Annotated in this window: 11 protein-coding genes, 6 tRNA genes and 3 rRNA genes (1 of these 20 only partly in view); all 20 read left to right on the forward strand. The window is 51.1% G+C overall.

Annotated features, from left to right (window positions below; translation table 11 throughout):
- A 16S ribosomal RNA gene (locus MED297_RS11820) occupies positions 1–457 on the forward strand; it begins 1,073 nt to the left of the window's first position.
- Positions 458–514: 57 nt separating this feature from the next.
- Positions 515–590, forward strand: a tRNA-Ala gene (locus MED297_RS11825).
- Between the two features lie 23 nt (positions 591–613).
- Positions 614–690, forward strand: a tRNA-Ile gene (locus MED297_RS11830).
- A gap of 243 nt (positions 691–933) precedes the next feature.
- A 23S ribosomal RNA gene (locus MED297_RS11835) occupies positions 934–3,824 on the forward strand.
- 186 nt (positions 3,825–4,010) lie between these two features.
- Positions 4,011–4,126: ribosomal RNA gene (gene rrf / locus MED297_RS11840) — 5S ribosomal RNA — on the forward strand.
- Together the 16S, 23S and 5S rRNA genes with 2 tRNA genes alongside form the textbook arrangement of a ribosomal RNA operon.
- A 242-nt stretch (positions 4,127–4,368) precedes the next feature.
- Positions 4,369–5,331: a biotin--[acetyl-CoA-carboxylase] ligase gene (locus MED297_RS11845; RefSeq protein WP_008045218.1), complete on the forward strand. Its 963-nt coding sequence runs from the start codon at positions 4,369–4,371 to the stop codon at positions 5,329–5,331.
- On the forward strand, positions 5,325–6,035 hold the full coding sequence (locus MED297_RS21335) for a type III pantothenate kinase (RefSeq protein ID WP_008045219.1): 711 nt from the start codon (positions 5,325–5,327) through the stop codon (positions 6,033–6,035). Before MED297_RS11845 ends, MED297_RS21335 begins: the two co-directional genes overlap by 7 nt.
- Entirely contained in the window at positions 6,036–6,695 is a 660-nt protein-coding gene (locus MED297_RS11855; protein ID WP_008045220.1) for an SPOR domain-containing protein, read from the forward strand.
- A gap of 159 nt (positions 6,696–6,854) precedes the next feature.
- Positions 6,855–6,938 (forward strand) — tRNA-Tyr (locus MED297_RS11860).
- Between the two features lie 20 nt (positions 6,939–6,958).
- Positions 6,959–7,032: transfer RNA gene (locus MED297_RS11865), tRNA-Gly, on the forward strand.
- 8 nt (positions 7,033–7,040) lie between these two features.
- Positions 7,041–7,115 (forward strand) — tRNA-Thr (locus MED297_RS11870).
- A gap of 80 nt (positions 7,116–7,195) precedes the next feature.
- Entirely contained in the window at positions 7,196–8,392 is a 1,197-nt protein-coding gene (gene tuf / locus MED297_RS11875) for an elongation factor Tu (RefSeq protein ID WP_008045221.1), read from the forward strand.
- A gap of 319 nt (positions 8,393–8,711) precedes the next feature.
- Positions 8,712–8,787, forward strand: a tRNA-Trp gene (locus tag MED297_RS11880).
- A gap of 35 nt (positions 8,788–8,822) precedes the next feature.
- The gene (gene secE, locus MED297_RS11885) at positions 8,823–9,191 is read left to right on the forward strand and encodes a preprotein translocase subunit SecE (RefSeq protein WP_008045223.1); all 369 of its coding nucleotides are present in this window, start codon (positions 8,823–8,825) and stop codon (positions 9,189–9,191) included.
- 9 nt (positions 9,192–9,200) lie between these two features.
- Positions 9,201–9,734, forward strand: coding sequence for a transcription termination/antitermination protein NusG (gene nusG, locus MED297_RS11890; protein WP_008045224.1), 534 nt, complete (start codon positions 9,201–9,203; stop codon positions 9,732–9,734).
- A gap of 81 nt (positions 9,735–9,815) precedes the next feature.
- Entirely contained in the window at positions 9,816–10,250 is a 435-nt protein-coding gene (rplK, locus tag MED297_RS11895) for a 50S ribosomal protein L11 (protein WP_008045226.1), read from the forward strand.
- Positions 10,250–10,945 (forward strand): 50S ribosomal protein L1, encoded by a 696-nt coding sequence (gene rplA, locus MED297_RS11900; protein WP_008045234.1) that lies wholly within the window; start codon positions 10,250–10,252, stop codon positions 10,943–10,945. The genes rplK and rplA overlap by 1 nt, the downstream gene beginning before the upstream one ends.
- Before the next feature lie 202 nt (positions 10,946–11,147).
- On the forward strand, positions 11,148–11,642 hold the full coding sequence (gene rplJ, locus MED297_RS11905) for a 50S ribosomal protein L10 (protein WP_008045235.1): 495 nt from the start codon (positions 11,148–11,150) through the stop codon (positions 11,640–11,642).
- A 78-nt stretch (positions 11,643–11,720) separates the two neighbouring features.
- Complete coding sequence (gene rplL, locus MED297_RS11910) at positions 11,721–12,089, forward strand: 50S ribosomal protein L7/L12 (RefSeq protein WP_008045236.1); 369 nt, start codon at positions 11,721–11,723, stop codon at positions 12,087–12,089.
- A 278-nt stretch (positions 12,090–12,367) separates the two neighbouring features.
- Entirely contained in the window at positions 12,368–16,450 is a 4,083-nt protein-coding gene (gene rpoB, locus MED297_RS11915; protein ID WP_008045237.1) for a DNA-directed RNA polymerase subunit beta, read from the forward strand.
- Positions 16,451–16,497 lie beyond the last annotated feature (47 nt).

Raw genomic sequence — 16,497 nt, forward strand, 5'->3', positions numbered from 1 at the left:
ATGTTGGGTTAAGTCCCGTAACGAGCGCAACCCCTATCCTTAGTTGCCAGCGAGTAATGTCGGGGACTCTAAGGAGACTGCCGGTGACAAACCGGAGGAAGGCGGGGATGACGTCAAGTCATCATGGCCCTTACGAGTAGGGCTACACACGTGCTACAATGGCGTATACAGAGGGTTGCGAAGCCGCGAGGTGGAGCTAATCTCACAAAGTACGTCGTAGTCCGGATTGGAGTCTGCAACTCGACTCCATGAAGTCGGAATCGCTAGTAATCGTGAATCAGAATGTCACGGTGAATACGTTCCCGGGCCTTGTACACACCGCCCGTCACACCATGGGAGTTGATTGCACCAGAAGTGGGTAGCTTAAAATTGGGCGCTCACCACGGTGTGGTTAATGACTGGGGTGAAGTCGTAACAAGGTAACCCTAGGGGAACCTGGGGTTGGATCACCTCCTTAAGCAAGACTTGCAAGTGCTCACAACGAATTACTTGATTTGAATAAGATCGCTTTTATGGGGCTATAGCTCAGCTGGGAGAGCGCCTGCTTTGCACGCAGGAGGTCTGCGGTTCGATCCCGCATAGCTCCACCATGCTTTGGTGACTACCAAGAAATAGGACTATAGCTCAGCTGGTTAGAGCGCACCCCTGATAAGGGTGAGGTCGGCAGTTCAAGTCTGCCTAGTCCTACCAATCACGATCTTACGATTTTGCACAGCGAAGTGTTGCATTTGCATGAAATGTTTCGCTCTGCGAAAGCGCAGTTGTTCTTTAACAATCTAATGAAGTTCTCTCATTCTCTTAAGTGTAGCTTAAGAAGAATGAACTGTAGGTAACAAAGGCAGGTTTTAGCCGACCTTGCTGGAGTTACATACTGACTCAAGCGTATCTAATATTATCGTACGATCCTTGTTCATAGACGCCTTCGGGTTATATGGTCAAGTGATTAAGCGTACACGGTGGATGCCTTGGCAATCAGAGGCGATGAAGGACGTGGTAATCTGCGAAAAGTCTCGGGGAGCTGATAAACAAGCGTTAATCCGAGAATATCCGAATGGGGAAACCCACCTGTCATAAGGCAGGTATCCTGAGCTGAATACATAGGCTCATGGAGGCGAACCCGGGGAACTGAAACATCTAAGTACCCGGAGGAAAAGAAATCAACCGAGATTCCCTAAGTAGTGGCGAGCGAACGGGGAACAGCCCTTAAGTGTTGTGGACGTTAGTGGAAGGCTCTGGAAAGTGCCGCCATAGTGGGTGATAGCCCCGTACACGAAAACCAAACAGCATGAAATCGAGTAGGTCGGGACACGAGAAATCTTGACTGAATATGGGGGGACCATCCTCCAAGGCTAAATACTCCTGATTGACCGATAGTGAACCAGTACCGTGAGGGAAAGGCGAAAAGAACCCCTGTGAGGGGAGTGAAATAGAACCTGAAACCGTGTACGTACAAGCAGTGGGAGCCTCCTTGTGGGGTGACTGCGTACCTTTTGTATAATGGGTCAGCGACTTACATTTTGTGGCGAGGTTAACCGTATAGGGGAGCCGTAGGGAAACCGAGTCTTAACTGGGCGTCCAGTCGCAAGGTGTAGACCCGAAACCGAGTGATCTAGCCATGGGCAGGTTGAAGATTGAGTAACATCAATTGGAGGACCGAACCGACTAACGTTGAAAAGTTAGCGGATGACCTGTGGCTGGGGGTGAAAGGCCAATCAAACTCGGAGATAGCTGGTTCTCCTCGAAAGCTATTTAGGTAGCGCCTCGGACGAATACCACTGGGGGTAGAGCACTGTTAAGGCTAGGGGGTCATCCCGACTTACCAACCCTTTGCAAACTCCGAATACCAGTGAGTACTATCCGGGAGACACACGGCGGGTGCTAACGTCCGTCGTGGAAAGGGAAACAACCCAGACCGTCAGCTAAGGTCCCAAAATCTATGTTAAGTGGGAAACGATGTGGGAAGGCTCAGACAGCTAGGAGGTTGGCTTAGAAGCAGCCATCCTTTAAAGAAAGCGTAATAGCTCACTAGTCGAGTCGGCCTGCGCGGAAGATATAACGGGGCTCAAACATAGTACCGAAGCTACGGACTTGCCTTTGGCAAGTGGTAGAGGAGCGTTCTGTAAGCCGTTGAAGGTGTGTTGAGAAGCATGCTGGAGGTATCAGAAGTGCGAATGCTGACATGAGTAACGATAATGCGGGTGAAAAACCCGCACGCCGAAAGATCAAGGGTTCCTGTCCAACGTTAATCGGGGCAGGGTGAGTCGGCCCCTAAGGCGAGGCTGAGAAGCGTAGTCGATGGGAAACCGGTTAATATTCCGGTACTTCAATACAGTGCGAAGGGGGGACGGAGAAGGCTAGGTTAGCCACGCGTTGGTTGTCGTGGTTCAAGCTTGTAGGCTGAAGAATTAGGTAAATCCGGTTCTTCGTAAGGCTGAGAGGTGATGACGGTGGTTCTACGGAGCCCGAAGTAATTGATGCCCTGCTTCCAGGAAAAGCCTCTAAGCTCCAGCTGTATTGGAACCGTACTCTAAACCGACACAGGTGATCAGGTAGAGAATACCAAGGCGCTTGAGAGAACTCGGGTGAAGGAACTAGGCAAAATGGTGCCGTAACTTCGGGAGAAGGCACGCCGGCCTTGGTGATGGGACTTGCTCCTTAAGCTGAGGCTGGTCGAAGATACCAGGCCCCTGCGACTGTTTACTTAAAACACAGCACTCTGCTAACACGAAAGTGGACGTATAGGGTGTGACACCTGCCCGGTGCCGGAAGGTTAATTGATGGGGTTAGCGTAAGCGAAGCTCTTGATCGAAGCCCCGGTAAACGGCGGCCGTAACTATAACGGTCCTAAGGTAGCGAAATTCCTTGTCGGGTAAGTTCCGACCTGCACGAATGGTGTAACGATGGGGGCGCTGTCTCCACCCGAGACTCAGTGAAATTGAAATCGCTGTTAAGATGCAGTGTATCCGCGGCTAGACGGAAAGACCCCGTGAACCTTTACTATAGCTTCACACTGGACTTTGAATGTATTTGTGTAGGATAGGTGGGAGGCTTTGAAGCAGTGACGCCAGTTGCTGTGGAGCCAACCTTGAAATACCACCCTGATACCTTTGAGGTTCTAACGCGGGCCCCTATACGGGGTTGCGGACCGTGTGTGGTGGGTAGTTTGACTGGGGCGGTCTCCTCCCAAAGAGTAACGGAGGAGCACGAAGGTTGGCTAATCCTGGTCGGAAATCAGGAGGTTAGTGTAATGGCACAAGCCAGCTTGACTGCGAGACAGACAAGTCGAGCAGGTACGAAAGTAGGTCATAGTGATCCGGTGGTTCTGTATGGAAGGGCCATCGCTCAACGGATAAAAGGTACTCCGGGGATAACAGGCTGATACCGCCCAAGAGTTCACATCGACGGCGGTGTTTGGCACCTCGATGTCGGCTCATCACATCCTGGGGCTGAAGCCGGTCCCAAGGGTATGGCTGTTCGCCATTTAAAGTGGTACGCGAGCTGGGTTTAGAACGTCGTGAGACAGTTCGGTCCCTATCTGCCGTGGACGTTGGAAAATTGAGAAGAGCTGCTCCTAGTACGAGAGGACCGGAGTGGACGAACCTCTGGTGTTCGGGTTGTCATGCCAATGGCATTGCCCGGTAGCTACGTTCGGACGGGATAACCGCTGAAAGCATCTAAGCGGGAAGCCCCCTTCAAGATAAGTTTTCCCTGAGACTTCGAGTCTCCTAAAGGGCCCAGTAAGACTAACTGGTTGATAGGCAGGGTGTGTAAGCGTTGTGAGGCGTTGAGCTAACCTGTACTAATTGCCCGTGAGGCTTGGCCATATAACGCCCAAGGTGTTTATGTGCGCAAGGTTGTGCGAAGAAAGATATTGGATACGAGGCTGAGAAAGCCAAGAGTTGGTACCCGGAAGGGCTGCAGTGAAGAAGCGAAAGCAAAGAGAACTTTATTAGTAAACGAATTGGGGCATGAGCTAACACGTACCAGCTGATGCAATCCCAGCCAGTTTGCTTGACGACCATAGAGCGTTGGACCCACCTGATTCCATACCGAACTCAGCCGTGAAACGACGCATCGCCGATGGTAGTGTGGGGCTTCCCCATGTGAGAGTAGGTCATCGTCAGGCTCCCAAACCGAACCCCAGCAAGGCGACTTGCTGGGGTTTTTTATGGCCTGCGGGAAAGGTGAGCGGTCTGTAAGAGCCTGCCGGCAGGCGATCGCTTAGCAATCGCGCCTGAATAGGATCGCGAGCAGGCTCGCTCCTACAGATAGTCTTCATTGAAAAACGAACCTATTAATATCGCCTGATATCCCATTCGGGTTATGGTAAAAAGACACCGACGATAGACACAGGTAATTCCCCTCGTTTTGAAAAATACCATCCAGATAATTCATCAGCTTGCCAGCCAAAACTTTGTATCCGGGGAGGCGATGGCAAGTCATTTTCATGTCACCCGTGCGACCATTTCTACCTGGGTTCGTGAGTTACAGGGTTACGGCCTGGACATTCATAAAGTGCGTGGTAAGGGTTATCGCTTAGCCGAACCGATTGACTTATTGGATAAGAATCGAATTTTATCCGCAATGAATGCATCTACCCGGGCGGGTTTTGGCGTTGTGGATATTTCTCTGGAAACCGGATCCACCAATGAAACAGCGTTAACGGCTCACTATACAGATCAACGGTGGCATCTCTATTCAACGGAGTTTCAGAGTACTGGTCGCGGTCGTCGAGGGCGTCAATGGGTTAGCCCTCTGGCTTCCAGTTTGATGTTCACCTTGAGTAGCAAACGACAGTGGAGTCTTGATTTACTGTACCTGGCTTCTGTCCTGGTTGGCTTAAGCGTAGCTCAGTACCTTAACTATAAGTTGAATAAGAAGGTGCAACTAAAGTGGCCAAATGACCTCTATGTGGATGGGCAGAAACTGGGTGGTATTCTTTGCGAACTCAGGGGAAGCCCTCAGGACGAAGCCTTGCTGGTCATTGGTGTCGGTTTGAACGTTTATCGTGCGCCTCAGGGAACAGACCGAGAAGCTACCTGTTTGTTTGCCCAGGATGAGCCCTGCCTTGATCGCAGTTCGTTGCTTGCCGGGTTGTGTGAACGTATTACTCAGGATTTGTCCCATGCCACAGAGGTGGGAGTGTCGACTCAGCTTGAACGATGGGATGAACTCGACTTTTTAAAAAACAAAACGATTAACGTGCATCAGGGTGAGCAGATTATCAGCGGCATCGCGATGGGAATCGATGAAAAAGGTCAATTGAAATTGCGGGATACGAACGGGCAGGTTCGCACGTTTAACGGTGGAGAGGTGTCTGTGCGATGGTGAATGATGCCTTGTTAATTGACATCGGGAACACGAGGATCAAAGTTCGTTCTGGCCGTTCAGAGTTCGTCTTTAATGACTTCACTGTGTTTTTACAGTGGGTTTCGACCCAAGATCCTAAGCGAATTTTTTGTGCCGATGTCAGCGGTCAACTCGAAAGTCGAGGAACGGATGAATCAGTTTTGCAGGACGTACTACTCGCCAAGGTAGAACAAGGCTTTCAAGGTCTGTTACTGGCCTATAAAGACGTCGCCCGCCTGGGCGTAGATCGTTGGCTTGCCATGCTTGCATCGCTGCAATGGCAGGAGGGGCAGGGCGTTGTTGTGGTAGATGCAGGTACGGCACTAAAAATTGATGTAATCGATTCTGACAACCACCATCTGGGTGGTAGTATTGGTCCTGGTTTGGAGATGAGTAACCAATCACTGGGGAGTAAGGCTGCTCAGTTGAAGCGAGTTGAACTCCAGACAGATGGGGCTTTGGGGCGTGATACTGAATCCTGTATCAGTTACGGAGTCGTGATGAGTGCGGTCGCGTTAATCGAACAGACCGTGTTAAGGTTTTGCCCAAACGGTACTTTATTGGTTAGTGGTGGTGATCGGCATTACATTGCCCAGCACTTAAAGACCCCACATCGGGTAATCGACAATTTGGTTTTGGATGGACTGGCAGTCTATGCCAAACACTCTATTCCAGAAGGAATATAAATGAAGTGGATTCTCATGTCCCTACTGGCTGTAAACCTTGCTGTTGGCGGGTATCTTTACTGGGAAGGAACGCAGCCTGCACCGGTGGCGTCGTCAGGCGTTGGTGCACAGTTTAACAATCTGAACTTAACGTCATCCCAGCTGAGTCGACTCCAGGCTTCTGAAGCGAGTGCGCCATCTGTGCAACAGCGACCCTCGCAGCAGTGTATACGGATAAGCGGTTTAACCGAAACTGATGGACTCGGCGTTGTAGAGTCCCGTTTGCGCGCGCTGGAAGTGGTTCCATCTCGGACTCAGGTTGAAGTTGTACTGCGGACTGATTACCAGGTAATTGTCGGGCCTTTTGCCAGTAATGACGCAGCCCGCAACGAGCTACAGGCAATTGCAGCAAAAGGTCTTGATAGCTACGTAATCACATCTGGCCGGTATGAAAATGCACTGTCCTTAGGTGTGTTCAGTAATCAGCAAGGCGCGGAGCGAAAAGTCAGTGAGCTAGAAGGTTTGAGTATTAGCAGTGACATTGTCACTCGCGAGCATTCAGGTGAAGCTACTCAGCTGATAATCAGTCGAGAAGACGCAGGTTTGATCACCGATCAGACACTAGAGTCGGTGCTCGGTGCCTATCCTCGTGCGGAATTCTCACGCTACCGCTGCAATTAGGGTTGCATTTGTTTTTTTCACCCACTATTATGCGCCGCTCCTCGCATCGCGGGGGAGGCTGCAGAAATTTGAAGTTCGCTAAGTACTTGTAATTGCTTAAAAAAATTCATTTTTCTGGTTGACACAAGGTAAGCCTTAGGGCAAACTTTGCGCCCGTTTGGAGGGGTTCCCGAGTGGCCAAAGGGAGCAGACTGTAAATCTGCCGCGAAAGCTTCGATGGTTCGAATCCGTCCCCCTCCACCACTCCCTTTTTTGGGTTTTGCGCGGGTATAGTTCAATGGTAGAACCTCAGCCTTCCAAGCTGATGATGCGGGTTCGATTCCCGCTACCCGCTCCAGAAGTCTTGCTCGCGTAGCTCAGTGGTAGAGCACTCCATTGGTAATGGAGAGGTCACGAGTTCAAATCTCGTCGTGAGCACCATTTGAAATTTTTAAAGGCAGGCACTACAGTGGCTGCCTTTTTAGTATGTACTGACATTAACCTCTGGTAAGGCGATTCGTATGGCTAAGGCTACATTTGAGCGTAACAAGCCCCACGTAAACGTGGGCACAATCGGTCACGTTGACCATGGTAAAACGACACTGACAGCGGCCCTGACACGTGTATGTCACGAAGTATGGGGCAGCGGTGCTGCAATCGCGTTTGACGGTATCGACAACGCACCAGAAGAGCGTGAGCGTGGTATCACCATCGCAACGTCTCACGTTGAGTACGATTCACCAGTACGCCACTACGCGCACGTTGACTGTCCTGGACACGCCGACTACGTGAAGAACATGATCACCGGTGCCGCTCAGATGGACGGCGCGATCCTGGTATGTTCAGCTGCGGACGGCCCAATGCCACAGACGCGTGAGCACATCCTGCTGTCTCGTCAGGTAGGTGTCCCTTACATCGTTGTGTTCCTGAACAAAGCGGACATGGTTGACGATGAAGAGCTGCTGGAACTGGTTGAAATGGAAGTTCGTGACCTGCTGTCTCAGTACGAGTTCCCAGGAGACGACACGCCAATCATCATCGGTTCTGCACTGATGGCGCTGGAAGGTAAAGACGACAACGAAATGGGTACAACCGCGGTTAAGAAGCTGGTTGAGACTCTGGACGAGTACATTCCTGAGCCAGAGCGTGCGATCGACGGCGCGTTCATTCTGCCAATCGAAGACGTCTTCTCAATCTCCGGTCGTGGTACCGTTGTAACCGGTCGTGTTGAGCGCGGCGTGGTTAACACAGGTGACGAAGTTGAGATTGTTGGTATCAAAGACACCACCAAGACCACCGTTACTGGTGTTGAAATGTTCCGTAAGCTGCTCGACGAAGGTCGTGCGGGTGAGAACATTGGTGCGCTGCTGCGTGGTACCAAGCGTGACGAAGTTGAGCGTGGACAGGTTCTGGCGAAGCCAGGTTCCATCACGCCACACACCCGCTTCGAAGCGGAAGTATACGTTCTGTCTAAAGACGAAGGTGGCCGTCACACGCCATTCTTCAAAGGCTACCGTCCACAGTTCTACTTCCGTACAACGGACGTAACCGGTGCGTGTGAGCTGCCAGAAGGCGTAGAAATGGTCATGCCAGGCGACAACATCAAGATGGACGTGACACTGATTGCGCCAATCGCGATGGACGAAGGTCTGCGCTTTGCGATCCGTGAAGGCGGTCGTACAGTGGGTGCGGGCGTTGTAGCGAAGATCATCGAGTAATCGGATCTGAGCACACGCTGAAGAAAGGGCCGCGTAAGCGGCCTTTTTTATGGCCGCAGGTTTTGGGTCATCGTTGATAAGGCGCGACTTTGCTTTGTTGTCGCGTCGCAAATGACCGAGTGATGAGTGATTTGGCTGTTCAGTGAGAAGATAAGTTAAAGTATTTTATGAAAGGGCTGGAAAAACTCGCGCAAATTCAATAACATGCGCGCACTTCACATCTCTTACCAAAGCCTTTTCGAAGAAATATCGAAAAAGCTCTACTAAGTGCTTGAAAAGCACGGGGTGGTGGCTTAGAATCCGCCGCCCAATAAGTTATAGGCCAGTAGTTCAATTGGTAGAGCGTCGGTCTCCAAAACCGAAAGTTGGGGGTTCGAGTCCCTCCTGGCCTGCCATTTTCTAACAATCGACAGCATAGGTGACTTGCTGAATGAATGCTCAGGCGAAATCCTCAAACACCGCGTTTGACTACGTGAAATGGTTTGTCGTGATTGCCCTGGTTGCTGCGGCAATCGGCGGAAATTACTACTTTGCTGCAGAATCTCTGATTTTCCGAGTGATCGGTGTGTTGGTGGTCCTTCTGCTTGCTCTGGCCGTCGCAATAACGACTGAGAAAGGCAAGGCCGTTAATCGATTGCGCAAAGAAGCCTGGGTAGAAGTTCGCAAGGTTGTTTGGCCGACCCGTCAGGAAACTGTGCAGACGACGCTGGTTGTTATCGGGTTCGTTTTGGTGGTAGCTTTAATCCTTTGGGCTGTGGACTCGCTACTGGGGTGGTTGGTCTCATTGGTGATTGGATAAGGTTGTCGAATGTCTAAGCGTTGGTATGTCGTTCATGCCTATTCAGGTTATGAAAAACGGGTTGCAGGTTCCCTCAAAGAGCAGGTAGAGCTTCAATCCATGCAGGATCAGTTCGGCGAGATACTGGTGCCGACCGAGTCCGTGGTTGAGATGCGCGATGGTAAAAAGCGCAAGAGTGAGCGTAAATTTTATCCAGGTTACGTTCTGGTCGAAATGGAAATGAATGATGAGACCTGGCACCTGGTGAAAGATACGCCTCGGGTAATGGGTTTTATTGGCGGTACTGCAGAAAAGCCGGCCCCGTTAACGACGCGAGAAGCGGAAGCCATCTTGCAGCGGGTTAAAGACGGTGCGGATAAGCCAACTCAGAAGACGATCTACGAGCCAGGCGAAGTGGTTCGGGTCATTGATGGGCCGTTTGCTGACTTTAACGGTACCGTTGAAAAAGTGAATTACGAAAAGAGCCGGCTGCAAGTCTCGGTCTCTATCTTCGGGCGGGCAACGCCTGTTGAACTTGAATTTGTTCAGGTTGAAAAAACCTGATGATCGCAGCGCACCCTTGGGTGCGCTTTGGTTGTTTATGGGGAGCCGAAAGGCGTTAGAACCCACAATGAGGAAGCTATAATGGCTAAGAAAGTAGAAGCTTATATTAAGCTGCAGGTTAAGGCCGGTCAGGCCAACCCGAGTCCACCGGTCGGTCCAGCACTGGGTCAACATGGTGTGAATATCATGGAATTCTGTAAAGCGTTCAATGCTGAAACTCAGAGCCTCGAAGCCGGTCTGCCGGTTCCTGTGGTTATTACTGTGTATTCCGATCGAAGCTTTACTTTCATTACCAAAACTCCTCCAGCTGCCATTCTGTTGAAGAAAGCAGCCGGTATTCAGAGCGGTTCTGGTCGACCAAATACCGAAAAAGTCGGTACGGTCACCCGCGCTCAGCTTGAAGAGATTGCGACTGCTAAAGAGCCCGATCTGACTTCGGCAGATATGGATGCGGCTGTTCGTACTATCGCTGGTACTGCCCGTAGTATGGGTCTGAATGTAGAGGGTGTTGAGTAATGGCTAAGTTAACTAAGCGAGCTAAGCTGGCGAAAGAGAAAATCGATCCAACCAAGGCGTATGGTATCGATGAAGCTGTTGCTGTTCTGAAAGAGCTGTCTACGGTTAAGTTCCCTGAGTCTGTCGACCTTTCTGTCAATCTGGGTATTGATGCCCGGAAATCCGATCAGAACGTTCGTGGCTCTACCGTGCTGCCGCATGGTACTGGTAAAGATGTGCGTGTTGCTGTTTTTACGCAGGGCGATAATGCTGAAGCGGCCAAGGCTGCAGGTGCAGAAGCGGTAGGTATGGATGATCTGGCCGAGCAGATGAAAGGCGGTGATCTCGATTTTGGTGTTGTTATCGCTTCACCAGATGCCATGCGTGTTGTTGGTCAACTGGGTCAGTTGCTGGGTCCTCGTGGTCTGATGCCGAACCCGAAAGTTGGTACTGTGACTGCAGACGTAGCAACTGCCGTTAAGAATGCTAAAGCGGGTCAGGCGCGTTTCCGTACTGACAAGAATGGCATTATCCACGCTTGCATCGGTAAAATCGCGTTCGAACCAGCCGCGATTAAAGCGAATGCAGAAGCTTTGATTGCTGATCTTAAGAAGCTGAAGCCAGCTTCTGCCAAAGGCGTTTACCTGAAGAAAGTCAGCCTGTCGACCACAATGGGTCCAGGTGTGGTTGTCGATCAAGGTACTTTGGATATTTAAAGAACTTTGGGGTGTGCGCCTCGCTTGCGAGGTGACGCACTGTCAAAGACCGTAGGTGAGGTCACACTCTTAATTTCCTACGCAGACGGTAACCCAAGCCCATATTTATGAGCTGACTCTGTTGCCGTTAAAACAGGTCAACCCCCAGGGGTTGAAAAAGAGGTAGGTCTCTTCCGAGAGGCTATAAACAGGAGATTTTTCAGTGGCACTGAATCTCGAAGGCAAAAAAGCGATTGTTGCTGAGGTGGCCACCAAGGCTGCAGACGCTCAGTCATGCGTCATCGCCGACTCCCGTGGAGTCGATGTAAATGACATGACTGCGCTGCGCAAGCTGGCCCGCGACAACAACGTATGGCTGAAGGTTGTACGTAACACGCTTGCTCGCCGAGCAGTTGCAGGGACTTCTTATGAAGCTCTGGCGGACTCTTTTGTAGGTCCGACGCTGATCGCATTCTCTATGGATCACCCGGGTGCGGGTGCGCGAATTCTGCAGGATTTCGCAAAAGAGAACGATAAGCTGGAACTGAAAACGGCAATGTTCGAAGGTGAAGTTACACCTGTTGCAACATTGGCAAGCCTGCCGACTTACGACGAAGCAATTGCGAAACTGATGGCGACTATGAAAGAAGCCGCAGCTGGCAAGCTGGTTCGTACTTTGGCTGCATTGCGTGACCAGAAAGAACAGGAAGCTGCGTAAGTTTATCCCTTAAGTGGGAGCTGCGTAGTTTATTAACGGTTTAATGAGGCTAAGCCTCAACAGATTAGGAATTAAGTCATGTCTCTGACTAAAGACGATATCATCAATGCTGTTGCTGAGATGTCTGTAAAAGACGTTGTTGAACTGATTGAAGCAATGGAAGAAAAATTCGGCGTAACTGCAGCGGCTGCTGTTGTTGCCGGTGGCGCTGCTGGCGGCGAAGCTGCTGCTGAACAAACTGAGTTCGACGTTGTTCTGACTTCTGCTGGTGAGAAGAAAGTTAACGTCATTAAGGTTGTTCGTGAAATCACAGGCCAAGGCCTGAAAGAAGCGAAAGGCCTGGTTGACGGTGCCCCAGCGACTTTGAAAGAAGGTGTTGAAAAAGCAGAAGCTGAAGAAATCAAAGCGAAGCTGGAAGAAGCCGGCGCTAGCGTTGAGTTGAAGTAATCTGCGAGATTTGAATAGCCATCTCGCTATTCAGAGCTTACGGCTGGTAGCCTGAACGGTTACCGGCCTTTTCCTGTCTTACAGGATTAAGTTTTTCTGGGGGTGAGTTTTCACGCCCACAGGAACATCGCCGAAAGGCGACGGGGCTCTTAACAAGAGCGCACAGGAAGTGAAAGTCGGTGTTGCTAGACCTGTCTGCTGGCAACTGTTTTCCGATCAGCCGCGCGTGCGGTTTAACCACTCAGACACACCGTTGGTGAACAAGCTGGGGATTGCTGATGGCATACTCTTACACCGAGAAAAAGCGAATTCGTAAGGATTTCGGCAAACTTGAGCCGGTTATGGACGTTCCATACCTGCTCGCAATTCAATTGGACTCTTACCGGAGTTTTCTGCAAGCAGACGCTGACGCAGCCGATCGTCAGGATAGTGGTCTGCATGCTGCATTCAAGTCCGTGTTCCCAATTGTCAGTTATTCTGGCAATGCCGCATTAGAGTACGTGAGTTATAACTTAGGTAAGCCCGCTTTTGACGTGAAAGAGTGTCAGTTGCGTGGTGTTACTTATGCTGCACCGCTCCGCGTGAAGGTTCGCCTTATCATTTACGATAAGGATTCACCGAGTAAGGCCATCAAAGACATCAAAGAGCAAGAAGTCTATATGGGCGAAATCCCATTAATGACCGATAACGGTACCTTTATCGTCAATGGTACCGAGCGAGTCGTGGTGTCTCAGCTGCATCGTTCACCAGGTGTGTTTTACGATCACGATAAAGGTAAAACGCACAGCTCAGGTAAGTTACTGCATTCTGCCCGTGTGATCCCTTACCGTGGTTCCTGGTTGGATTTCGAATTCGATCCGAAAGATCAGGTTTTTGTCCGGATTGACCGACGCCGTAAGCTGCCAGCGACCATTTTACTGCGTGCGCTTGAGTATACGAATCAAGAAATTCTGGATATGTTCTTTGAACGTGTTTCGTTCAAGGTTAACGGTGCCGAAATCGAAATGGACCTTGTTGCCGACCGTCTTAAAGGCGAAACCGCAGCATTTGAGATCCGCGATGGTGAAGGTAACGTCCTGCTCGAAGAAGGGCGTCGTATTACCGCCCGTCATATTAAGCAGTTTGAAAGTGCCGGCCTGACCAGTGTCGTTGTTCCAGACACTTATGTACTGGGCAAGTCTTTGGCTACCGATCTCGTCAACGCATCAACCGGTGAAATTCTGGCGCAATGCAACGACGAAATCACCGTCGATCTGTTGGAACAGATTAAAGAAAACGGCATTGCCGCTTTTGAAACCCTGTATACCAATGACCTCGACTGCGGTCCGTTCGTTTCCGACACGCTTCGGAATGATCCGACAAGCACACCGTTGGAGGCGCTGGTCGAAATCTATCGCATGATGCGACCTGGTGAACCGCCAACAAAAGAAGCAGCCGAAACGCTTTTCCAGAACCTGTTCTTTACGTCGGATCGATACGATCTGTCCTCCGTTGGTCGAATGAAGTTCAACCGCCGTCTGGGTCGTGACTCTGACGAAGGCGAAGGTATTTTGTCCCGTGAAGACATCGTCGACGTTCTGCGTACCCTGATCGACATTCGTAATGGTAAGGGCGAAGTGGACGATATCGACCACTTGGGTAACCGTCGTGTTCGTTCCGTGGGTGAAATGGCTGAAAACCAGTTCCGCGTCGGCCTCGTCCGAGTTGAACGTGCGGTTCGTGAACGTCTGTCCATGGCTGAAAGTGAAGGCCTGATGCCACAGGATCTGGTGAACGCCAAGCCTGTTGCTGCCGCTATCAAAGAGTTCTTTGGTTCTTCTCAGCTGTCTCAGTTTATGGACCAGAATAACCCGCTGTCCGGTATTACCAATAAGCGTCGTGTATCTGCGTTAGGCCCAGGTGGTCTGACGCGTGAACGTGCGGGCTTTGAGGTCCGCGACGTACACCCAACGCACTACGGTCGGGTTTGTCCAATTGAGACGCCGGAAGGTCCAAACATTGGTTTGATCAATACCCTGTCGACCTATGCGCGTACCAATAGCTACGGCTTCCTCGAAACACCTTATCGTCGCGTTGAAAACGGTAAGGTGACGGATGACATCGTTTATCTGTCGGCCATTGATGAAGCGAAGCACACCATCGCACAGGCTAACGTGCCGGTCAGCGATGATGGCATGATCGAAGACGAGTTCGTTCAGGTACGTCACCAGAATGAGTTCACACTCGCGCCTATCGACAAAGTGGACATGATGGATGTATCGCCTCGTCAGGTGGTCTCTGTTGCAGCATCGTTGATTCCATTCCTGGAGCACGATGACGCCAACCGAGCCTTGATGGGATCGAACATGCAGCGTCAGGCCGTGCCTACTCTGAAATCAGATAAGCCACTGGTTGGTACGGGTATCGAACGAAATGTCGCCGTCGACTCAGGTGTCTGTGTGGTTGCGGATCGTGGCGGCGTTGTTGAGTACGTCGATGCGTCGCGAATTGTTGTTAAGGTTGCACACGATGAAATCGGCGATGACGATGCCGGTGTTGATATCTACAACCTGACCAAATATACCCGTTCTAACCAGAACACCTGTATTAACCAGCGCACGATCGTGCGTCAGGGTGACATGATCGCCCGCGGTGATGTACTGGCTGACGGTCCATCGGTCGACCTGGGCGAACTGGCACTGGGTCAGAACATGCGTATCGCGTTCATGCCTTGGAACGGATATAACTTCGAGGACTCCATCCTGGTGTCTGAGAAAGTCGTTCAGGAAGATCGATTCACGTCGATTCACATTCAGGAACTGACCTGTATCGCACGTGATACAAAACTCGGCCCTGAGGAGATCACCGCGGACATTCCGAACGTTGGTGAATCTGCACTGAGCAAACTGGATGAGTCCGGTATTGTTTATATTGGTGCTGAAGTTGGCGCGGGCGATATTCTGGTCGGTAAGGTGACACCGAAATCAGAAACGCAACTGACGCCTGAAGAGAAACTGCTGCGTGCCATCTTCGGTGAGAAAGCATCTGATGTTAAAGACACGTCTCTGCGCGTTAAAGGCGGCATGCGTGGTACGGTCATCGATGTTCAGACTTTCACCCGTGATGGTGTTGAACGCGATCAGCGATCCAAAGATATTGAACGTCAGGCGCTGGAAGAGTTCCGTAAGGATCTTAACGCCGAGTATCGCATTGTTGAAGACACGGTATTCGAACGTCTGCATAACGCGTTGGTCGGCCAGAAAGTTGCTGGCGGTCCGGACCTGAAGAAAGGTGATGAGCTGACCGCTGATTACCTGAATGGTTTACCACGTTCAGATTGGTTCAAACTGCGTCTGCAAGACGAAACCCTGGCCGCGCAGCTTGAAGCTGCGGAAGCTCAGTTGAAAGAGCGTAAACAAGATCAGGATGAGCGTTTCGACGACAAGAAGCGCAAGCTTCAGTCTGGTGATGATCTGCAACCGGGTGTTCTTAAGGTCGTTAAGGTTTACCTCGCGGTTAAGCGTCGTATTCAACCGGGTGACAAGATGGCCGGCCGACACGGTAACAAGGGTGTTATCTCCGTCATCATGCCAGTTGAAGACATGCCTTATGACGAGAAGGGTAATCCGGTTGACGTGGTGCTGAACCCGTTGGGTGTACCATCGCGTATGAACGTCGGTCAGATTCTCGAGACTCACCTGGGCGCGGCTGCAAAAGGCCTCGGCGATCGCATCAATGAAATGGTAGAAGAGCAGCGCAGCGCTGCCGAACTGCGCGATTTTATGGACCAGGTGTATAACCAGTCCGGCGATAGCAAGCGCAGCGAAGCGTTGGCTGAGTTCTCCGATGCAGAAATTCAGGAACTCGCCAGCAACCTGAAGAAAGGTGTTCCGATTGCGACGCCGGTCTTTGATGGTGCGAAAGAAACAGAAGTTAAAGAACTGCTTCGTTTGGCGGGCATGGACGATTCCGGTCAGATCCAATTGTGGGATGGCCGAACCGGTGATGCCTTCGAAAACAAAACGACAGTCGGTTACATGTACATGCTGAAGTTGAACCACTTGGTGGACGACAAGATGCATGCCCGTTCAACCGGCTCTTACAGTCTGGTAACGCAACAACCGTTGGGTGGTAAAGCTCAGTTCGGTGGTCAGCGATTCGGGGAGATGGAAGTGTGGGCGCTGGAAGCGTACGGCGCCGCTTACACTCTGCAGGAAATGTTGACAGTGAAATCGGACGACGTGAACGGCCGTACGAAGATGTATAAGAACATCGTCGATGGCGACCACCGTATGGAACCTGGCATGCCGGAGTCTTTCAACGTATTGGTGAAAGAAATCCGCTCACTGGGTATCGATATCGAGCTGGAAAACGAAGAGTGATTGAACGGTGGGCAGCCTGAGGGCTGCCCGGGTTGCCAACTCCCTTT

The sequence above is a fragment of the Reinekea blandensis MED297 genome, from assembly GCF_000153185.1.
GTDB lineage: Bacteria > Pseudomonadota > Gammaproteobacteria > Pseudomonadales > Natronospirillaceae > Reinekea > Reinekea blandensis.

What these genes read in the sequence shown, in the direction of transcription:
- rplA (WP_008045234.1), top strand. Translation starts at nt 10,250, where the DNA reads ATGGCTAAGTTAACTAAGCGAGCTAAGCTGGCGAAAGAGAAAATCGAT.
- nusG (WP_008045224.1), top strand. Translation starts at nt 9,201, where the DNA reads ATGTCTAAGCGTTGGTATGTCGTTCATGCCTATTCAGGTTATGAAAAA.
- rplK (WP_008045226.1), top strand. Translation starts at nt 9,816, where the DNA reads ATGGCTAAGAAAGTAGAAGCTTATATTAAGCTGCAGGTTAAGGCCGGT.
- MED297_RS21335 (WP_008045219.1), top strand. Translation starts at nt 5,325, where the DNA reads ATGGTGAATGATGCCTTGTTAATTGACATCGGGAACACGAGGATCAAA.
- rplL (WP_008045236.1), top strand. Translation starts at nt 11,721, where the DNA reads ATGTCTCTGACTAAAGACGATATCATCAATGCTGTTGCTGAGATGTCT.
- tuf (WP_008045221.1), top strand. Translation starts at nt 7,196, where the DNA reads ATGGCTAAGGCTACATTTGAGCGTAACAAGCCCCACGTAAACGTGGGC.
- MED297_RS11855 (WP_008045220.1), top strand. Translation starts at nt 6,036, where the DNA reads ATGAAGTGGATTCTCATGTCCCTACTGGCTGTAAACCTTGCTGTTGGC.
- rpoB (WP_008045237.1), top strand. Translation starts at nt 12,368, where the DNA reads ATGGCATACTCTTACACCGAGAAAAAGCGAATTCGTAAGGATTTCGGC.
- secE (WP_008045223.1), top strand. Translation starts at nt 8,823, where the DNA reads ATGAATGCTCAGGCGAAATCCTCAAACACCGCGTTTGACTACGTGAAA.